General features: G+C 49.1%; 14 protein-coding genes and 2 tRNA genes. 9 read left to right on the forward strand and 7 right to left on the reverse strand.

Going from position 1 to position 16,185, the window contains the following annotated elements:
• Window positions 1–194: 194 nt before the first annotated feature.
• The 3 genes from HMPREF9441_RS06175 to HMPREF9441_RS06185 all read left to right on the forward strand — a co-directional run bounded on the left by HMPREF9441_RS06175 (window position 195) and on the right by HMPREF9441_RS06185 (window position 4,628).
• Entirely contained in the window at window positions 195–2,984 is a 2,790-nt protein-coding gene (locus HMPREF9441_RS06175) for a T9SS type A sorting domain-containing protein (protein ID WP_008619223.1), read from the forward strand.
• 137 nt (window positions 2,985–3,121) lie between these two features.
• Window positions 3,122–3,667 (forward strand): TlpA family protein disulfide reductase, encoded by a 546-nt coding sequence (locus HMPREF9441_RS06180; protein WP_008619224.1) that lies wholly within the window; start codon window positions 3,122–3,124, stop codon window positions 3,665–3,667.
• Between the two features lie 10 nt (window positions 3,668–3,677).
• On the forward strand, window positions 3,678–4,628 hold the full coding sequence (locus HMPREF9441_RS06185) for a ketopantoate reductase family protein (protein WP_008619225.1): 951 nt from the start codon (window positions 3,678–3,680) through the stop codon (window positions 4,626–4,628).
• A gap of 122 nt (window positions 4,629–4,750) precedes the next feature.
• On the opposite strand, the gene xylE is transcribed toward HMPREF9441_RS06185, so the two are convergent.
• The 3 genes from xylE to HMPREF9441_RS06210 form a co-directional block, all read right to left on the reverse strand.
• On the reverse strand, window positions 4,751–6,217 hold the full coding sequence (gene xylE / locus HMPREF9441_RS06190; RefSeq protein WP_008619226.1) for a D-xylose transporter XylE: 1,467 nt from the start codon (window positions 6,215–6,217) through the stop codon (window positions 4,751–4,753).
• Window positions 6,218–6,238: 21 nt separating this feature from the next.
• The gene (locus HMPREF9441_RS06195) at window positions 6,239–7,018 is read right to left on the reverse strand and encodes an NUDIX hydrolase (protein WP_008619227.1); all 780 of its coding nucleotides are present in this window, start codon (window positions 7,016–7,018) and stop codon (window positions 6,239–6,241) included.
• Between the two features lie 732 nt (window positions 7,019–7,750).
• The gene (locus tag HMPREF9441_RS06210) at window positions 7,751–9,145 is read right to left on the reverse strand and encodes a tetratricopeptide repeat protein (RefSeq protein WP_008619232.1); all 1,395 of its coding nucleotides are present in this window, start codon (window positions 9,143–9,145) and stop codon (window positions 7,751–7,753) included.
• Between the two features lie 246 nt (window positions 9,146–9,391).
• Here HMPREF9441_RS06210 and ilvA point away from each other — a divergent pair, with 246 nt between their 5' ends.
• Window positions 9,392–10,585, forward strand: a complete 1,194-nt coding sequence (gene ilvA, locus HMPREF9441_RS06215; RefSeq protein ID WP_008619234.1) for a threonine ammonia-lyase — start codon at window positions 9,392–9,394, stop codon at window positions 10,583–10,585.
• Window positions 10,586–10,600: 15 nt separating this feature from the next.
• The gene (locus tag HMPREF9441_RS06220; protein WP_008619236.1) at window positions 10,601–10,975 is read left to right on the forward strand and encodes a RidA family protein; all 375 of its coding nucleotides are present in this window, start codon (window positions 10,601–10,603) and stop codon (window positions 10,973–10,975) included.
• 31 nt (window positions 10,976–11,006) lie between these two features.
• Here the strand turns inward: HMPREF9441_RS06220 and HMPREF9441_RS18605 are convergent, their stop codons facing one another.
• Both HMPREF9441_RS18605 and HMPREF9441_RS06230 read right to left on the reverse strand, forming a co-directional pair.
• Window positions 11,007–11,207, reverse strand: a complete 201-nt coding sequence (locus HMPREF9441_RS18605; protein ID WP_021979685.1) for a hypothetical protein — start codon at window positions 11,205–11,207, stop codon at window positions 11,007–11,009.
• Window positions 11,208–11,216: 9 nt separating this feature from the next.
• Window positions 11,217–11,834: a lipocalin family protein gene (locus HMPREF9441_RS06230; protein ID WP_008619247.1), complete on the reverse strand. Its 618-nt coding sequence runs from the start codon at window positions 11,832–11,834 to the stop codon at window positions 11,217–11,219.
• 169 nt (window positions 11,835–12,003) lie between these two features.
• Between HMPREF9441_RS06230 and HMPREF9441_RS06235 the strand changes: the two genes are divergently transcribed.
• The 4 genes from HMPREF9441_RS06235 (at window position 12,004) to HMPREF9441_RS06250 (ending at window position 13,959) form a co-directional block, all read left to right on the forward strand.
• Window positions 12,004–12,678: a zinc metallopeptidase gene (locus HMPREF9441_RS06235; RefSeq protein ID WP_008619249.1), complete on the forward strand. Its 675-nt coding sequence runs from the start codon at window positions 12,004–12,006 to the stop codon at window positions 12,676–12,678.
• A gap of 12 nt (window positions 12,679–12,690) precedes the next feature.
• Window positions 12,691–13,659 (forward strand): calcium/sodium antiporter, encoded by a 969-nt coding sequence (locus tag HMPREF9441_RS06240; RefSeq protein WP_008619250.1) that lies wholly within the window; start codon window positions 12,691–12,693, stop codon window positions 13,657–13,659.
• Between the two features lie 135 nt (window positions 13,660–13,794).
• A tRNA-Ser gene (locus HMPREF9441_RS06245) sits at window positions 13,795–13,881 on the forward strand.
• Between the two features lie 6 nt (window positions 13,882–13,887).
• Window positions 13,888–13,959: transfer RNA gene (locus HMPREF9441_RS06250), tRNA-Glu, on the forward strand.
• A 272-nt stretch (window positions 13,960–14,231) separates the two neighbouring features.
• Here HMPREF9441_RS06250 and HMPREF9441_RS06255 read toward each other — a convergent pair.
• Together HMPREF9441_RS06255 and HMPREF9441_RS06260 are read right to left on the reverse strand one after the other, a co-directional pair.
• The gene (locus HMPREF9441_RS06255; protein WP_008619251.1) at window positions 14,232–15,227 is read right to left on the reverse strand and encodes a glycosyltransferase family 2 protein; all 996 of its coding nucleotides are present in this window, start codon (window positions 15,225–15,227) and stop codon (window positions 14,232–14,234) included.
• Window positions 15,224–16,162 (reverse strand): glycosyltransferase family 2 protein, encoded by a 939-nt coding sequence (locus HMPREF9441_RS06260; protein WP_008619252.1) that lies wholly within the window; start codon window positions 16,160–16,162, stop codon window positions 15,224–15,226. The genes HMPREF9441_RS06255 and HMPREF9441_RS06260 overlap by 4 nt, the downstream gene beginning before the upstream one ends.
• Window positions 16,163–16,185 lie beyond the last annotated feature (23 nt).

A 16,185-nucleotide genomic window follows, 5' to 3' on the forward strand; every position in this document is an offset into this window, starting at 1 on the left:
GGATTGAATCGTATGCAGCCGCCTGCCGGAGAGTTTATTCCGTCGGGTGGCTTTTTTTGTACCTCCTGTTTCCGATGGGTTGATAGGTGTTCTGAATAGTTAAATAATGTGTGTTTTTGCGGATTTTCCGGCAGACGTTCGTAAACCGTGTAGAAAGCATTGGAAATAAGAACGGAAACCAATATTTATCATTTATGAAGAAACTATCTCTTTTTACGGTGGCTTTGTTTTTCAGCATCGGAGGGGGCGGGGTATATGCCCAGGGGGCATTCGTCCATCCGGGGCTTTTGCACAGCCAAAATGACTTTGACCAAATCAAGAAACGCCTGGCAGAGCACGACACCCAGACGCTACAGGCTTTTGAGGTGTTGAAGAACAGTTGGGTGGCCAACAAGGCAGTGAACGACATTTGGGGAGTGACGGAATATATCAAACGTGGAATTGCCGGTGACGAAAACTACATGAACGCCTATCGCAATGCGGCCAAGGCTTACCAGTGTGCCTTGCTTTGGAAAATTACAGGCGAGGCGCAATGGGCGGAACGGGCTGTCTATGTGTTGAACCAGTACGTAGCGATTACCAAAGGAATCGGTGGGAATACGAACCAGTCCTTGGTACCCGGCTTTATCGGTTACCAATTTCTGAATGCGGCCGAGTTGATGCGTGATTACGAGAAGTGGGAGAAAGAGGATTTCGAACGCTTCAAGCAGTGGATGATCGACGTGTGGTTCACTACAGCACAAGACTTTCTGGAACGTCGGCACGATACCGTAGTGCGCGAAGGTAACTGGTATCACTATCACAGTAATTGGGGATTGGGAAATGCTCTTTTCTGTGTGTCGCTGGGCATCTTCGCCGATTTGCCGGACATTTATAATTACGGTATGTACTGGATAAAAGAAGGACCGGGCAATGAATCGCTTTATGTGGGCGACAGTCATCCTGTGAAGCAAGACCAGGGGATGTGTGGTTACGGATGGGGGCTCATTCCTTGGTTTCATGAGGATGCCCGTGGTCCGTTCGGATACTTAAACCAGATGCAGGAAAGCGGCCGCGACCAAGGGCATGCCATGGCGGCGTTGGGCTTGTTGTCATACGCCCTTCAGTCGGCCTATAATCAGGGAGACAATGCCTTTTGTAACTTATATAACCCTTTGATTCCGGGTGAGGCGGGACAGACCATGGTGGCCGGTGCGGCGGAATATGTGGCTATGTACAACTGTAATCAAGTAGACCCCGCCGATATTCCTTACACTCAGAATTGGTGGATGGGTGGATTGAGCGGTACGGGGCGCGGACAATGGCGGCCGATATGGCAGTTGTTCATCAATCATTATCAGAACCGTATGGGAATGCCGATGGAGTACTGCACGCGGATGTCCAGGATTGTGGGGATAGAGGCCGGGGGAGGTTCCTACGGTACGAATAGCGGCGGTTTCGACCATACGGGATTCGGGACGCTGATGCATGCGGACGAGGCGGTGACGGAGGAGAGGAAGCCTACCGTGCTTTCTCCGGAAATCGTGCAGGACGGTACTGTACGTCCATACGCCGAGATGAAAGAAGTGAAGAAGGGTACGCCGTTAACCTTGCGGGCTGTATTACCTGACGGCGAAACCGATACGGGAAACTGGGAATGGGAAGACGGCATGAAAGGGGCGAGCCGCGACATTACGGCCGATGCTTCGGGTGTTTATCGTTTGTTTTACACCAATACGCAGGGGGTGAAGAGTGTGCAGATGTTTTGCATTTCCGTATACGGAGAGGGCATTCGCGCCACGTTGACCCCGTGGATAGAGTACGACGGGGTGCGCATGAACCAGACGAGCGAGTTCAGTGCCGTCAACGGAAGGGACGTGACCCTCGGGGCTGATTATGCCAATTGGAACTATGTGGCTTCCACCAGATGGTATGACAGTCAGGGTAAGCTGTTGGGTTCCGGTGGTTCTTATACATTCCGGCAAGGGAATTCCGACCAGACTTTCAAGGTAGTGCTGACCAACGAGTCCGGCGTGGAGATAAGCCGGGAATTCACGATTAAGAATTCGGTGGTAATTCCCACGTTAGCGGTGGACGGGGAAGAGCAGGAGACTTTGCGGGCTATCGTCACACAAGGGCATGATGTGGTAATGAAAGGTAAGATAACTTCCGTCCGTTATCGGAACGGAGTCTACACTTGGAGTTCCGGCGAGCATACGGAGTCCATTTCTTTTGAGAACGTACAATCTTCCATCTACCGCCATTTGGATTGGATAGACACTTCATCTTCCATAAAGACATATGAGGCTAATTTTGATTTTGAAGTCAAGGTGTATCAGGAAGGACGGACGCTGGACGACGGTTATTATCGTATGAAAGACCGTGCTACGGGGAAATACCTGAACAGCCGTACGATGAAGTTCGAGACATTGGAAGGAGAAGAGGATTCGACGGCTTTCGTTTGGCATTGCACATGGCTAGAGGATGTGGAGCGTTATAAGATACAGAACCACAACGACTCGGCTTATCTGAACAACGAAGGAACGCTGACCGACCGCACTTACAGCAAAGCGCGTAGTAGCTTCTATTTATATACGTTGGTAGGGGGAGAAGAATTGGAATGCTTCGTGCGGACACCGGAGCGCTACGGTTCTTATTATTGGGAAACCGACGGCGAGACGTTAGTTTGCGACCAGGCTGACAAGATGCCTTCCGACTTCCCGTTCGTATTGGAAAAGATGACTGGCAACGGAGGCGAAACAGGCATTTCCGAGGCTGTGGCGTGCGATGCGGCATTTACGGTGGACGTGACACATTCAGGGATTACGGTTACGTCCGGGAGTGCGGTCGGTATGACCGTTTACACGATGGCCGGTAGTCCGGTAATGCGTACCCGATTAGGAACCGGTACGCATACGATACACACCGCTCCGCTGGCTCCGGGCATTTACATCGTCCGCGTGACGGACGGAAAGACGGTAAGGAGTGTGAAATTCGTCCGATAGGACGGAATGGACACATCAAGAGCTGGTGAAGCCCGTCCGGTATTGTCGGACGGGCTTCTTCAATATCTGCATGCAAAGCTTTTTTCTTCTTTCGGAAAATAGTATATTTGCCGATAGGTTTTGTGAGGAAGTGTGACATGAAAATATACGTACGTTATTTTATGATAGGATTTCTGTCTCTGGTTTCTTCCTGCATCAGTGAAAAGGAAGATATCGGCACGCAGCCGGATGCGGTGGAAGTGGGAGACGTGTTGCCGGAATTTACCGTAGTGATGAATGACGGACGGACGGTGGAGAGCGAAAGTTTGCAAGGGCAACCTTCGTTCATATTGTTCTTCAATACGGCGTGCGGGGATTGTCGCCGTGAATTGCCGCTCGTACAACAGATGTACGAAAGGTACGGAGCGGACGGTCGTATGGTTTTTATGGCCATCAGTCGGGAGCAGGACGCGGTAGCTGTCGGAGAGTATTGGGCGGACAACGGACTTACGATACCTTTTTCCGCACAGACCGACCGCACGGTTTACCATTTGTTTGCTTATTCGTCCATACCTCGCATTTATGTCGTGGATGCGTCGCGGGTCGTTCGGGCGGTTTTTACGGACTCTCCTTTGGCCACGTCGGAAGATTTGACGTACGAGATAGAACGTGTATTGACGGAAATAAAAGATACGGAAAAGTAAGTTTGAGATTATGAAATGTTTAGTGATAGGCGCCGGAGGCGTGGGCGGCTCTTTGGCTGCTCTGTTGGCCTTGGCCGGGAATGAAGTAACGTGTGTGGCTCGCGGGGAGCATAAGGAAAAAATGTTGGCGCATGGGTTGCGTTTCCATTCGGGAATCAAAGGAGAGCAGGTCGTCCCGTGTTATGTTTACGACGGGACGGAGGAACGTCCGGGAGAGATTGGTGTGGCTACGGCCGAAACTTATCGGGGGAAGGCCGAGCTGATATTGGTCTGCGTGAAAGGGTATTCCGTCGATTCCGTGGCGGATTGCATCGTTCGTGCCTCAGGTGAGCGTACCGTGGTGCTGCCCATCCTGAATGTATATGGTTCGGGGCCCAGAATCGCCCGTGCCTGTCCGGGCTCACGGGTCATCGACGGTTGCATTTACATCGTAGGGTATATCCAGGCTCCGGGCGAGGTGACACAGAGCGGCCAGGTGTGCAAACTTGTGTTTGGGGCACGTCCCGGGGATGGCGTTTCTTCGGAAGAACTCGAAACCGTTCGCCGCACGTTGGCGGACGCGGGAGTGAAAGCGATTCTTTCGGAAGACATAGACCGGGATACTTTTGCCAAATGGGGATTTATCAGCGCGATGGCCGGAACGGGGGCTTTCTTTGACGCACCGATGGGAGCCGTACAGAGAGAAGGAGAGGAACGGGACGTGTTCATCGGCCTGACGAAAGAGAGCACGGCGTTGGGAGAGCGCTTGGGCATCCGTTTCCGGGAAGACCCTGTGGCGGCCAACCTGCGTGTCATAGATGCCTTAGACCCACAGACGACTTCTTCTTTGCAGAAAGACTTGAAGAAAGGGCGGGAGTCTGAGATACAAGGACAATTATTCGATATGCTGGATGCCTGCCGGAAGCAGGGGATAGAGGCTCCGACATACGAACGGGTGGTAGCGAAATTCAGGAACTCCTGAACGAGGACAGCTCAGGCAGAAACTGAAACAGGAAACTCCTCCGGCTGACATCGTTTTGCGGTGGTCGGCCGGAGGAGTTTCTGTTACGGGATGAACCTTGGCGGCAGAAGCCGCCGTTAGGTTTATGCTTTCTTTTTCAGGCGGTTCTTCCAGAGTGCCGTCATGTCCTCCAATGTCTTACCTTTGGTTTCGGGCACGCTCTTCCAGACGAACAGGGCTGCAAGCAGACAGATGATGCCATACAGGCTGTAAGCGAACATAGGGCTGAAATCGTACAAAGCCGGGAAGGTGGACGACACCAAGTAGTTGAACACCCATTGGAACGCTACGGCGATGGCCACGGCTTTTCCTCGGATGGTGTTGGGGAAGATCTCGGCAATGAGAACCCAGCAAATCGGCCCCCATGACATCATGAAGAATGCAGCGTACACGATGACGGACAGAACCGGAACGATACCTTTGACGCCCATCTGGTCGCAAAGGGCTACGGCAAAGGCACCGACAGCCATACCGATGGAACCGACGATGAGCAACGGTTTGCGTCCGAAACGGTCGACGGTGAAAATAGCTACCAAAGTGAAGAGGATGTTGACCACACCCATGATGACGGTCTGCATCATACCGCCTCCTTCGGCACCGGCACTTTCAAATATGCGTGGGGCATAGTAAAGCACGGCATTGATGCCGATGGCTTGTTGGAAGACGGAGAGAAGAATGCCGATGACGATGACAGCCACACCGTATGTGAATAGCTTTTCAGTCTTTTCCTTGGACGTCTGTTTGATTTCCTCCAGTACCCTTCCGGCTACATTGCGGCCATTGATTTTCTCCAAAATGGCAAATGCCCTTTCGTCTTCACCGCACATCACCAGATAGCGCGGAGTCTTGGGTACGCAGAACAGCAACAGTCCGAACAAGGCGGCCGGGAAGGCTTCGGACCCGAACATATAACGCCAACCCTCGTACACGCTCCACATGTCGGACTCGGGGCTGACAGACATCACACCGCTTACGGCGTCTTTCAGGATGACCGGATTCTGATGGTCGCCCATAATCATATAGTTGACGAAATAGACTACGAGCATGCCGAAGATAATGGCAAACTGGTTGCACGACACCAGTGTGCCGCGGATGTGGGAAGGGGCAATCTCGGCGATATACATCGGACAGACGGCAGAAGCCAGTCCGACGCCGACTCCGCCCAACACACGATAGAGGTTGAAGGCAATCAGCAAGTCCCAGTTGGCCTTTCCGTATTCGAAGAAAAGAAACTCCGGATAGTAGGAACCCAATGCGGAGAGGAAAAACATGACGGAAGCTAGACGGAGGGAATCGCGTCGCCCCAGACGGGAGGCCAGATAGCCGGATATGGCGCCGCCGATGACGCAACCTATCAATGCACTGGACGAGGTGATGCCGTGCATCACCTTGTCATACTGAAAATCAGTCGCGGTGAGGAAAAAGGCTTCAAGGCCTTTCTCGGCACCGGAAATCACTGCCGTGTCGTAGCCGAACAACAGTCCGCCCAAGATGGCTACGGTGGTAATGGAGTACAAGTACAGTCTGTCTCCTTCTTGTGTCAAATTCATGATGATTCGTTTGATGTTAAATTAATAAATTTCATTATGTTCGTCCGGACTGAACGACTTGCCCATGCCGTGCAGTTTGTTGTACAACTTACGGTCGAATTTGTAGTACCGCGCGGCCCGGTGGGCTACGCCGGTCTGGAATTCTTCCAGAGGAAGCACATATTTCATTTGGGCAATCCGTTTGTGGAAATTGCGAACGTCGAATTTCCGGTCATATATCGTTTCGTAAAGTGTGCGGAGTTCGGCTGCGGTGAATCTCTTGGGGAGAAGGTCGAACAGGGCAGCGGGCTGCGTCTGCACGTATTGCCGCACGAACCATAGGGCTTCGCCGATAATCTGGTTGTGGTCGAAAGCCAAAGGGCAGAGCGCATCGATGTCCGTCCAACAGGCTTCGTAGCGGTCGGACAAATGGGTAAGTTTCTTGTCGATTTTTACCATCGTCAGGTAGGTGATGGTGACGATGCGTTCCACTTTCTGGTTTAATTGGTGGAAGCGTTCCAGCCATTTGATGTCTTTCGGGTTGTTGGTCCGGTTTTTAGAGCCGAACGCCCTGAACTGTATGAGGTGAAGCTCATTCAGCCCTGTCAGTTCATAGAGAACCCGCTGTGCCGCCTCGTCCAGGTCTTCGTCATTGTAAATCAGACTGCCCGGCAATTTCATGTTATTATAGTAGCCGCTTTCTTCGTGGCCGGTCTGCTTTACGAGAAGCACTTTGAGATGTTCGCCGTCAAAACCTAATACGACACAGTCAACAGAGACGTGAGGATTGAGCATTTCATCGACGCGTAGGGGATTTTTCATCGTATTGTCGTATTTTGCATACAAAGATAGTATGGCGGGAGGGGAATGGGAGATACCTTTTTTATGTTATATAACATATAATCAAGGGGCTTCGGGACTACTTTTCATCTTTAGTATGATAAGGTACGGGGTTTTACCTGATTCCGGAAAAATGTACGGGGCATATCTACTGTACGATTTGATGCGGGAGTTTTTTTCTTGGATACAGATAATCAGTTTTTTATCGTTCGCAACTTTGCTTTCGGAGCGTAGGGTACAGTTTTCTCCGGCAGAAATGCGGCATACGCTTTCACCGGAAAGGGAATTACAATAAGTCTTGGTTTTAAAAAAAGTTAAGCCGAGAGTGGTTCGGCGGCTTTCTTTCGTGAGCGGCAGGCAGTGAAGGGGGAAATAGAATCGTGGAGTACGTTTTATTTTACACCAAAGAAGGGTTTTCTTTTCTGCGCCAAACGAAAAATCAATCTCAGCCGAATGATTTTTCGTTTGGCTGAGATTGATTTTTCATTCTCAGCAGATTTTTTTGTCCATCTCAATCAGTTGAAAACCAATGCTATGCAGAATGCGACTTTTTTGTCTGAAATCCTTATATCCCGTATCCCCTGCGAGGTGTATGTCCGGCAGGTGTCCCCGTTTCCTTTAGGGGGGAAAACGAAAGCAGGCAGAAAGGTCTTGTAGACCCTCTGCCTGCCATATCCCTCTCTTACGGAGTATTTTTTGATGATGTTCCGTAGATTATTGTTTGCCTCCGGCTTTCCAGAAATTTTCTTCTTTCTCTATTTTTGCTTTCTGAGCCTTATATTCGGCATTGGCCTTTTCGTACTCTGCATTCTTGCGCTGTACTTCCTGAATCTTCTCTTTCAGACGATTGGCAGAACCAGAGATGCTGACGTCCTCCTGAGCAGCTTTCGTACAATAGGAGATAGCCTCCGAGAAGTTTTTGGATGAGGCCAGAATCTGTGCGCGCACCAAATGAGCCTTTCCCGTAATACCTGCGTTGTATTGCACGGCTTTGTCCAGATATGAAAATGCCTTGGCGGAGTCTCCCGTTTTAGACACGGCATTGGCAATCTTCAATGCAATGGCCGCTTTAGTTTGGTCGGTGGGGCATAATTCAAGGGCTTTATCAAAGTATTGCACCGATTCGGCCACTTTTCCGTCTTTGTAGTATTTCTGTGCCGTACCGATGGCCGATTCGTAGCTCGGTTCGATGTTGTAAGCGTATTCTGCTGCCTTGAAATAAATGTCGGTATCGTCGCAATCATTAGCAGCCAATAAGGTCAGCGCTGATTTCAGATAAGCCAGATTCGTTTTGTTTTCTTCGATTTTCGGACCGAAAATAGCAATAAGTTGCTCGCGGTCGGCAGCTTTAGATTGGGCAAACAAGGTTTCGATGCGGTTCAGTGTCGGGTCGTACTGTGCCACGATCTTTTGAGCCGCTACGGAGTCTGTCGCTTCGTTGGCCAAGCTCAACATGCCTTGGCAAGCTTCGCGACTTTCCATATAATCTTTCAGGAACTGCTCGCGGAAAGCGGTAGAGTCGGCCATGTATCTTTGATATGAGATTTCAAAGAATTTGTCCAATACGAAACCGGGGACCTCTTTGGCGCCATCCTTATTAATAAGGTCTATACCTTCGCGGAACATGGTGTAGGCCTTGTCCAACGAATAACCGTCGGCCACGCCCGCACCGTAGTAAGCATAGTCGAAAGCCTTACGGGCCAGGATGTCACCCTTTGTGGCACGCTTGTCTGCCTTCGTAAAAGAGTTGAGGGCATCCATGTGCTTCAGACGCGTGTCATATAAGTTCATCAATTCGTTGAAGTATGCCTTTTTCTTCGTCATGTCCTGCTCTTTGACCAGTACGTTGGCCAAAATCATGGCACCATAGGCATACGTGCTCACTTCAGCGCACGGAGCCATCGTGAACACGGCTTTCCAGGGCTCGTACGCCCCTACGTAATCCTGGGCTTTGTAGCTGTCTTTGTAGGCTACGATATTACCTAAGGTCGTGATACTGTCTTGCCCATGTCCAATACGGTCGTACACTCTCGTTCCTTCGTATTGAGCCATAGTCGGTACACAAACAGCCGTTAAACCAAGAACCGTTGCAATTTTTGTAAATTTCATTTTTATCCTTCTTTTAGCTGATTCAACAAATTTTGTTCTTTTAATTTGAGTCGAATAATCTTGCGCAAAAATACAAAAAAAATTGTGCCGTAAAGACCATTTGTGAGAAAAAACAATGGTTGAAAATGGATTTTCTGATTAATTATGTTTTTTCACGAAGAATACTTGTCGAGGGAAACAGAAAAAGTGCGCGGAAAAGAGGTGGTTTGAATTCTTTTTTGCACTTTTGCATATAAAAATACGACTATGTTGAATTTGGATGATTTTTACAGGGCAAGATATGTCTTGAGTAATATGGTGCGCCGGACGGATTTGATTTATGCACCCAAAATCAATCAGGAAAGTGAGATTTACCTGAAACCCGAAAATTTGCAGGTGACCGGCTCTTTCAAGCTGAGGGGAGCTTGTTATAAGATATCGCAGTTGGGCGATGAGGAGAAGGCCAAGGGCGTGATTGCCTGTTCGGCTGGGAACCATGCTCAGGGAGTGGCGCTCGGGGCCGCCAAATACGGTATTAAATCTTTGATCTGCTTACCCGAAGGGGCACCGATCAGCAAGGTGGAGGCCACACGTCGGTTGGGAGCCGACATTTGTTTGGTACCCGGCGTGTACGATGACGCCTACCGTAAGGCTTTGGAACTGCGTGATGAATTCGGGTACACCTTCATACATCCTTTCGACGACGAGAGGGTGATAGCCGGACAAGGAACGATCGGTTTGGAGCTGATTGAACAGTTGCCGGACGTGGATACGGTGATTGTGCCGATAGGAGGCGGAGGGTTGGCCAGTGGGATCGCCTTTGCCATCAAGACTTTGAATCCGAAAATAAAGGTGTATGGCGTGCAGGCCTGTGGGGCGCCCGGCATGTTGCAGAGCCTTGAGCACCAGAAGATAGAATGCCTGGACGCTGTGTCTACGATTGCTGACGGGATAGCGGTGAAAGAGCCGGGGGAACTTACTTACCGGACGTGCAAACAGTATCTCGACGGGGTCGTGACGGTGACGGAAGATGAGATATGTGCCGCGATTCTGGCTTTGATAGAACAGCATAAACTGATTGCGGAAGGAGCCGGAGCCGTCAGCGTGGCTGCCGCCATGTTCAACAAGGTGCCCGTAAAAGGGTGCAAGACCGTTTGTGTAGTGAGCGGCGGAAATATCGACGTGACGATATTGAGCCGCGTGATCAACCGCGGGCTTTCCAAAAGCGGGCGGATATACACCTTTTGCGTGGAACTGGACGATAAACCGGGGCAGTTGTTTGTGGTCAGTCAGATTGCCGCGTCGGTGGGGGCGAATATCATCAGCGTGTATCATGAGCGGAATGATGATACGTCCAACGTCACGGCCTGTTGGTTGCGTGTCCAGGTGGAAACCCGTAATGCGGAACATGTACAGGAACTCCAGCTTGCATTGAAAAATGCAGGTTTAAAACTAATATAAATAAAAAAAGATTTTATGAAAGCTTTACACACGAAATCGGCACCTGCTGCCATCGGCCCTTACAGTCAGGCCATTGAAGTGAATGGATTTGTTTTTGCTTCCGGCCAGATACCTATTGATCCGGCTACCGGGGAATTTGTCGAAGGCGGTATCAAAGAGCAGACCCGTCAGGCGTTGACGAATGCCGCCCATATCATGGCGGAAGCCGGCATCGACTTGTCGCATGTGGTCAAGACTACGGTCTTTTTGGCAGATATGGCAGATTTTGCCGCTATGAACGAAGTATATTCCACTTTCTTTAAAGAACCTTTTCCTGCACGTTCGGCAGTTGCCGTAAAGACATTGCCTAAAGGTGCGTTGGTGGAAGTGGAATGCGTGGCCGTCAAATAAGGCTGGCTACTCATTACAACCGGGAAACTTTCTAATAATGATCGTAATGTGTGATTTCGGGAGTTTCCCGGCTTGTATTTTCTTCGAAGCGGCTGCACAGCCGTTTGGCTTCGGCCACGTAGCGTTCGCCGGTCCAGTTGCATTCACAGATAATGGGGTTTTTCATCCATTGCATGTATTTGCCGTGCTTACAGTTGTAGCACTTTACCATTTTGTCTTTATTGCCAGCCATAATACTCTTTTATGATATGCGATGGAACTTCTCGGGAATATTCTTGCGATTGCTTTGCAGCACTAAGGAGTCTGGTGTCAGTTTCAAAATATCCAGTGTGTCGTTTCTCGTTTCCGCTCCGTGTACGCCTTCGCTTTCCCGTAACAGAATTAATTTGCAGTTGTACAGACTCCATTGGTTGTACTTATATGAGCCGGTGGCTAAAGACCGGGCTTTACCGTTCATCTCCAATTGGAATCCGTGTTGTTTGTCAGTGTCCGATTGCCATTTCCTTTGGGCGAGTTGGTTGATGTTCAGGGCCACGTTTACACTTTGGTTGTCATCGCACGTCGTAATGGCATATTGGTCGGTGTAGTTCGCTATTTCGCCCAATATACGTCCCGGTTCCCCTGTTTTTTCGTTGGTTTTGTTTAACGCCAGTGTGTCGCCGTCGTCGGTAATAAGCTCAAGACTGCTCATTCCCGTGCCTTCTCCCAAATGACCGTAGAAAGCCGTGTCGGGCGGATAAACCGTCACAGAATCATTCTCCTCCATATAGTCTTTGCTTTGTTGCCCACCGGTACATCCCGCCAAGAGACTTGCAGCGACTGCCATTGAAAGCAGGGGGTATATCAGACCTTTTCTCATGTGTTTTATGCTTATTTGTGAATACTGACTTACAAATATACTAATTATTCAAAAAAGACCGGTCTTATTCTTGTTTTATTTATCGTATTCGACATTTCTTCGCTATTTTTGCGTGCGTTGGCATGATGTTTGAAGCGTTGTTTTTACAAAACCATTTAATAAATATAATATGTATTGGATTCTTTTTATCGGTATTGCCTTGGCCAGTTGGTTGGTACAGGCTAATTTGAAGAACAAGTTCGAAAAGTATTCGAAAATTCCTATCGACGGAGGATTGACCGGACGTGATATCGCCGTGAAGATGTTGCATGACAACGGGATATATGACGTGGAAGTGGTAAGTACGTCGGGGTCGCTGACCGATCACTACAATCCGGCCAACAAGACGGTCAATTTGAGTGAGGATGTGTACGATACGTGTAGTGTGGCAGCGGCAGCCGTAGCTGCACACGAATGCGGCCACGCCGTGCAGCACGCCCATGCTTATGCTCCGTTGAAGATGAGGAGTAGTCTGGTGCCGGTCATTTCTTTTGCTTCCAATTGGATGATGTGGGTATTGCTCATCGGGATGTTTACGCTGAATGTGTTCCCTCAAATCATGTTGTTCGGAATCATCTTGTTCGCTGCCACGACCTTGTTCAGCTTTATTACCTTGCCGGTAGAAATCGATGCAAGCCGGCGTGCCGTCAAATGGCTGAGCGAGGCTGGTGTGACGAATAACCGGAATTATGGGGCTGCCGTATCGGCTCTCCGTTCTGCCGCGTATACTTATGTCGTAGCGGCTTTAGGTTCTTTGGCTACCTTATTATATTATGTCATGATCTTCCTCGGTCGTCGGGACTAAAAAGCCGAGGGTATGTTTTTAACAGTGGTATTACTTGTAGTCGGTATCGCGCTTGTATTGCTCGGTGCCGACAAGTTGACGGACGGGGCGACCGGTTTGGCGCGGCGGTTCAACGTGACTGAAATGGTGATAGGCTTGACGGTAGTGGCCTTTGGGACGTCGTTGCCGGAGTTTGTGACCAGTTTTATGTCGGCGTTGAAAGGAAGCAGTGAGATTTCTATCGGTAATATAGTGGGAAGCAACACATTTAATGTATTGATGATTGTGGGGTGTTCGGCTTTGGTCAGTCCCATTGTCATTAGCAAGTCTACTATTCACAAAGACATTCCGTTTGCTATTTTAGCCACGTTGTCCCTTATCGTCGTATCATTGGATGCGGTGTTGGACGGCGGACAATTTGAGAATCTGATTTCGCGTACCGACGGATTGATGCTGTTAGGTCTCTTTGCCGTATTTATGTTCTATACGTTTTCCATCGCCCGTAACAAAGACGGTGCGGGCGAGCAGCCGCAGGCCTTGCAAATAGCTCCGATGTCCTACGGTCGTATATTCCTTTATGTCATATTGGGATTGGCCGGTCTTGTGTTCGGAGGAAACTTATTTGTGGATGCGGCTACAGAGATTGCGCTCAGTATGGGAGTAAGCGAAACGGTAGTGGGTTTGACTTTGGTGGCTGCCGGAACGTCGCTACCGGAACTTGCCACTTCTATCGTGGCAGCCAGAAAGGGAAGTTCCGCCATTGCAATAGGGAATGTTGTGGGAAGCAATATCTTCAATATTTTCTTTGTGATGGGCTTTTGTGCGACCGTATCTCCGATGCCTGTGGGGAGTATTTCGTATTTCGATTTAGGGCTTATGCTTTTAAGTGTCCTGATTCTCTGGTGTTTCTCTTACACAAAACGGACGATTGAGCGTTGGGAAGGTGGAGTCATGGTGGCAGTTTATTTGGTTTATCTTGCTTATCTGATTCATCAGGCATAGAGGAAAGAAGAAACTTTTGTGAGTTTTATTGGAAAAAAGTGCTCCAAAGGCTTGCAAGTTTAAATAAAAGAAGCTACCTTTGCATCGCAATTGAGGAAAACACCTGCTGAAAGGTAGGGAAATCCGAGGAAGCAAGGAAGTTTGGGTGAGTGGCTGAAACCACCAGTTTGCTAAACTGACGTGCGGGTTACCGTACCGGGGGTTCGAATCCCCCAGCTTCCGCTCCAAGGCGTCTTCGTCTAGCGGCTAGGACACATGCCTCTCACGCATGCAACACGGGTTCGATTCCCGTAGACGCTACAAATTGAAAATCAAGCGGTTATCTATAAGGATAGTCGCTTTTTTTATTTGTTTTTTCTGTTCAAGTAAGAATAAGAGTGCGGATTGTACGGTTTATAAAAACAAAAACAAGTCCCTATACTCACGTACGAGGACTTGCCAAATACCTTTCTAATACCTTTAAACTAAAGTTCTATAATTAGAACAGTACAAAGATAGTCAAATACTTTGTGATATACCTCTTTCATAAACTCTTTTTATGTTATTTTGTTGTTGTGCAAACAATCGGTCGGTTATGAGGCATGTCCTGCATGGCGTAATTGAAAAAGGCGAAACATGTTGCTGAGGACAACGGCACATGATGGTTTAAAAGTACACCAACGTACGATGGTGTAAGGGAAAGAGTAGAAACGTGGTGTAAGGGGGTACAGTCCCGTCCGTTTCATGTTTCCCAATGTTTCGAGCAGGAAAGCCGTGTCCGGGCTGTCGCCTAACAGTGTGTACACCATGGACATGCGCAACATATCAATTCGCCTGTTCAAAGCTATGGCGGCATTACCTTCCATTTGTCGGCCTTTGTCTGTGAGGCAAAGAATGATATGCTGCAAATCGGAATAACGTTTTTTTATAATTTTCCTGTCAGGATGGTGTATAATCGAGTATTGTCGCTGAAAGTAGGCATAAGCCGGTAGGTTGGTTATGATGACATGCCGTGCCTTTAGGAATAGAAGTGGGGTGAACTCTTCGTCTTCATGGTAAATTCCGGATGTGAACCTCAGGCCGTCGAGTACAGACTTTTTGAATACATACCCCCAGGCACAACCGTGTAAATTGTGTTTGAGCATGAAATCAGTTCCACTTCCTTGAAAGACTGTTTGCCAAGCCGGGACATTCGTATCCCATAATCCCGTATGATAGACTTTTTTAAACTCGAATGATAAAAGATCCGGATGTTTTTCTCCTAAAACATCCAAAATCTGGGAAAAAGCTTTTTGGAAAAGAAAATCATCCGCATCTAAAAATTGAATATATTCCTTTTGAGCCATTTCCATGCCCGTATTCCTTGCCCCTCCTAATCCTAAGTTAGGCTGGACATGGTAGTGGATACGCGGGTCGTCCAGTGAACCGAGGTAGTCTTCCGCTTCGTGTCCGGGCGTACCGTCGTTTATGACCCAAACTTCCCAATCGGCCTTTTGTCCCAAGCGCAAGATACTTGTTATGGCGCGGGCAAGTAGCGGAAGCTCTACCTTGTAATAAGGGATAATGAAGCTGATTGACGGTTTGTTCATCGTTTGAGTACTTTACGGGTTCGTGCTACAATGCCGCAATAGCGGTTGCCGCTCAGTGCCTTCAGTATAGCTTTGATGCGGTAGTTCAGCGGGCGACGGGCAAACAAGGCGCGGCGCAATGGTATTTTGCGTTCGGGGATGCACAGGGAACCACCGAATTGTATTCGTATGATCTGATGGTCGCACAAATGTAAGTAAGCATCGTCCAAATCCTTGTCGTTAAGGTTTGTATTGTCGGACAATGTGCGATATAGCGTGAGGTTGGCCTGGAGAAGGTCATTGATGCCCTTGTCACAGAAGGTGTTGGAGATAGAGCCTTGTCGACTGCAATAATAATATAGCCCTTTGTCCGAACGCAGGATGTATCGTGCTTGGCGCAATACGGCCGGGATGGTGAAGACATCTTCATACCATCTGCCTTCCGGGAAGCGGAGAGACTTCCACAACGAGCGTTTATAGATTTTGTTCCAAGCATAACTATGTATGTAGCCTTTGCGGTGTGCCCATCCGGTGTAATCCGTGATTTCGCATGTTCCGGGCGTATAACGGTAGGCTTTTGCCGTGCCGTGGTAGACGCATACGGGATATTCCAGGACATCCGCTTCGGGGTGCAAGGCCAGCAATTCCATATTGGCTTGCAATGTATGCGGGGAGATATAATCGTCGGAATCGACGAATGTGACATATTCTCCGCGCGCCTCGTCCAGTCCTCTGTTGCGCGCCGCGCTCAGTCCACGGTTTTCAGGGCAATGGATGACACGGAACCGTCCGTCTTTCCGTACCCATGCGTCACAAAGCGCTCCGCTTCTGTCCGGCGAACCATCGTCCACGAGGATGACTTCGTAGTCCTCCACGTTTTGCCGTGCTATGCTTTTCAGGCAGAAGTCAAGGTAGGCTTCCACCTTATATACAGGGATGATGATGGTGAGTTTCATGCTTCGTTTTTAAGGCTTCAATG

The organism is Paraprevotella clara YIT 11840 (assembly GCF_000233955.1).
Classification (GTDB): domain Bacteria; phylum Bacteroidota; class Bacteroidia; order Bacteroidales; family Bacteroidaceae; genus Paraprevotella; species Paraprevotella clara.

Excerpts from the sequence above, each read along its gene's own strand:
- HMPREF9441_RS06210 (WP_008619232.1), bottom strand. The coding sequence starts at position 9,145 with ATGAAATTTACAAAAATTGCAACGGTTCTTGGTTTAACGGCTGTTTGT.
- HMPREF9441_RS06260 (WP_008619252.1), bottom strand. The coding sequence starts at position 16,162 with ATGAAACTCACCATCATCATCCCTGTATATAAGGTGGAAGCCTACCTT.
- HMPREF9441_RS06195 (WP_008619227.1), bottom strand. The coding sequence starts at position 7,018 with ATGAAAAATCCCCTACGCGTCGATGAAATGCTCAATCCTCACGTCTCT.
- ilvA (WP_008619234.1), top strand. The coding sequence starts at position 9,392 with ATGTTGAATTTGGATGATTTTTACAGGGCAAGATATGTCTTGAGTAAT.
- HMPREF9441_RS06180 (WP_008619224.1), top strand. The coding sequence starts at position 3,122 with ATGAAAATATACGTACGTTATTTTATGATAGGATTTCTGTCTCTGGTT.
- HMPREF9441_RS06255 (WP_008619251.1), bottom strand. The coding sequence starts at position 15,227 with ATGAACAAACCGTCAATCAGCTTCATTATCCCTTATTACAAGGTAGAG.
- HMPREF9441_RS06235 (WP_008619249.1), top strand. The coding sequence starts at position 12,004 with ATGTATTGGATTCTTTTTATCGGTATTGCCTTGGCCAGTTGGTTGGTA.
- HMPREF9441_RS06185 (WP_008619225.1), top strand. The coding sequence starts at position 3,678 with ATGAAATGTTTAGTGATAGGCGCCGGAGGCGTGGGCGGCTCTTTGGCT.
- xylE (WP_008619226.1), bottom strand. The coding sequence starts at position 6,217 with ATGAATTTGACACAAGAAGGAGACAGACTGTACTTGTACTCCATTACC.
- HMPREF9441_RS06240 (WP_008619250.1), top strand. The coding sequence starts at position 12,691 with ATGTTTTTAACAGTGGTATTACTTGTAGTCGGTATCGCGCTTGTATTG.
- HMPREF9441_RS18605 (WP_021979685.1), bottom strand. The coding sequence starts at position 11,207 with ATGGCTGGCAATAAAGACAAAATGGTAAAGTGCTACAACTGTAAGCAC.
- HMPREF9441_RS06230 (WP_008619247.1), bottom strand. The coding sequence starts at position 11,834 with ATGAGAAAAGGTCTGATATACCCCCTGCTTTCAATGGCAGTCGCTGCA.
- HMPREF9441_RS06175 (WP_008619223.1), top strand. The coding sequence starts at position 195 with ATGAAGAAACTATCTCTTTTTACGGTGGCTTTGTTTTTCAGCATCGGA.
- HMPREF9441_RS06220 (WP_008619236.1), top strand. The coding sequence starts at position 10,601 with ATGAAAGCTTTACACACGAAATCGGCACCTGCTGCCATCGGCCCTTAC.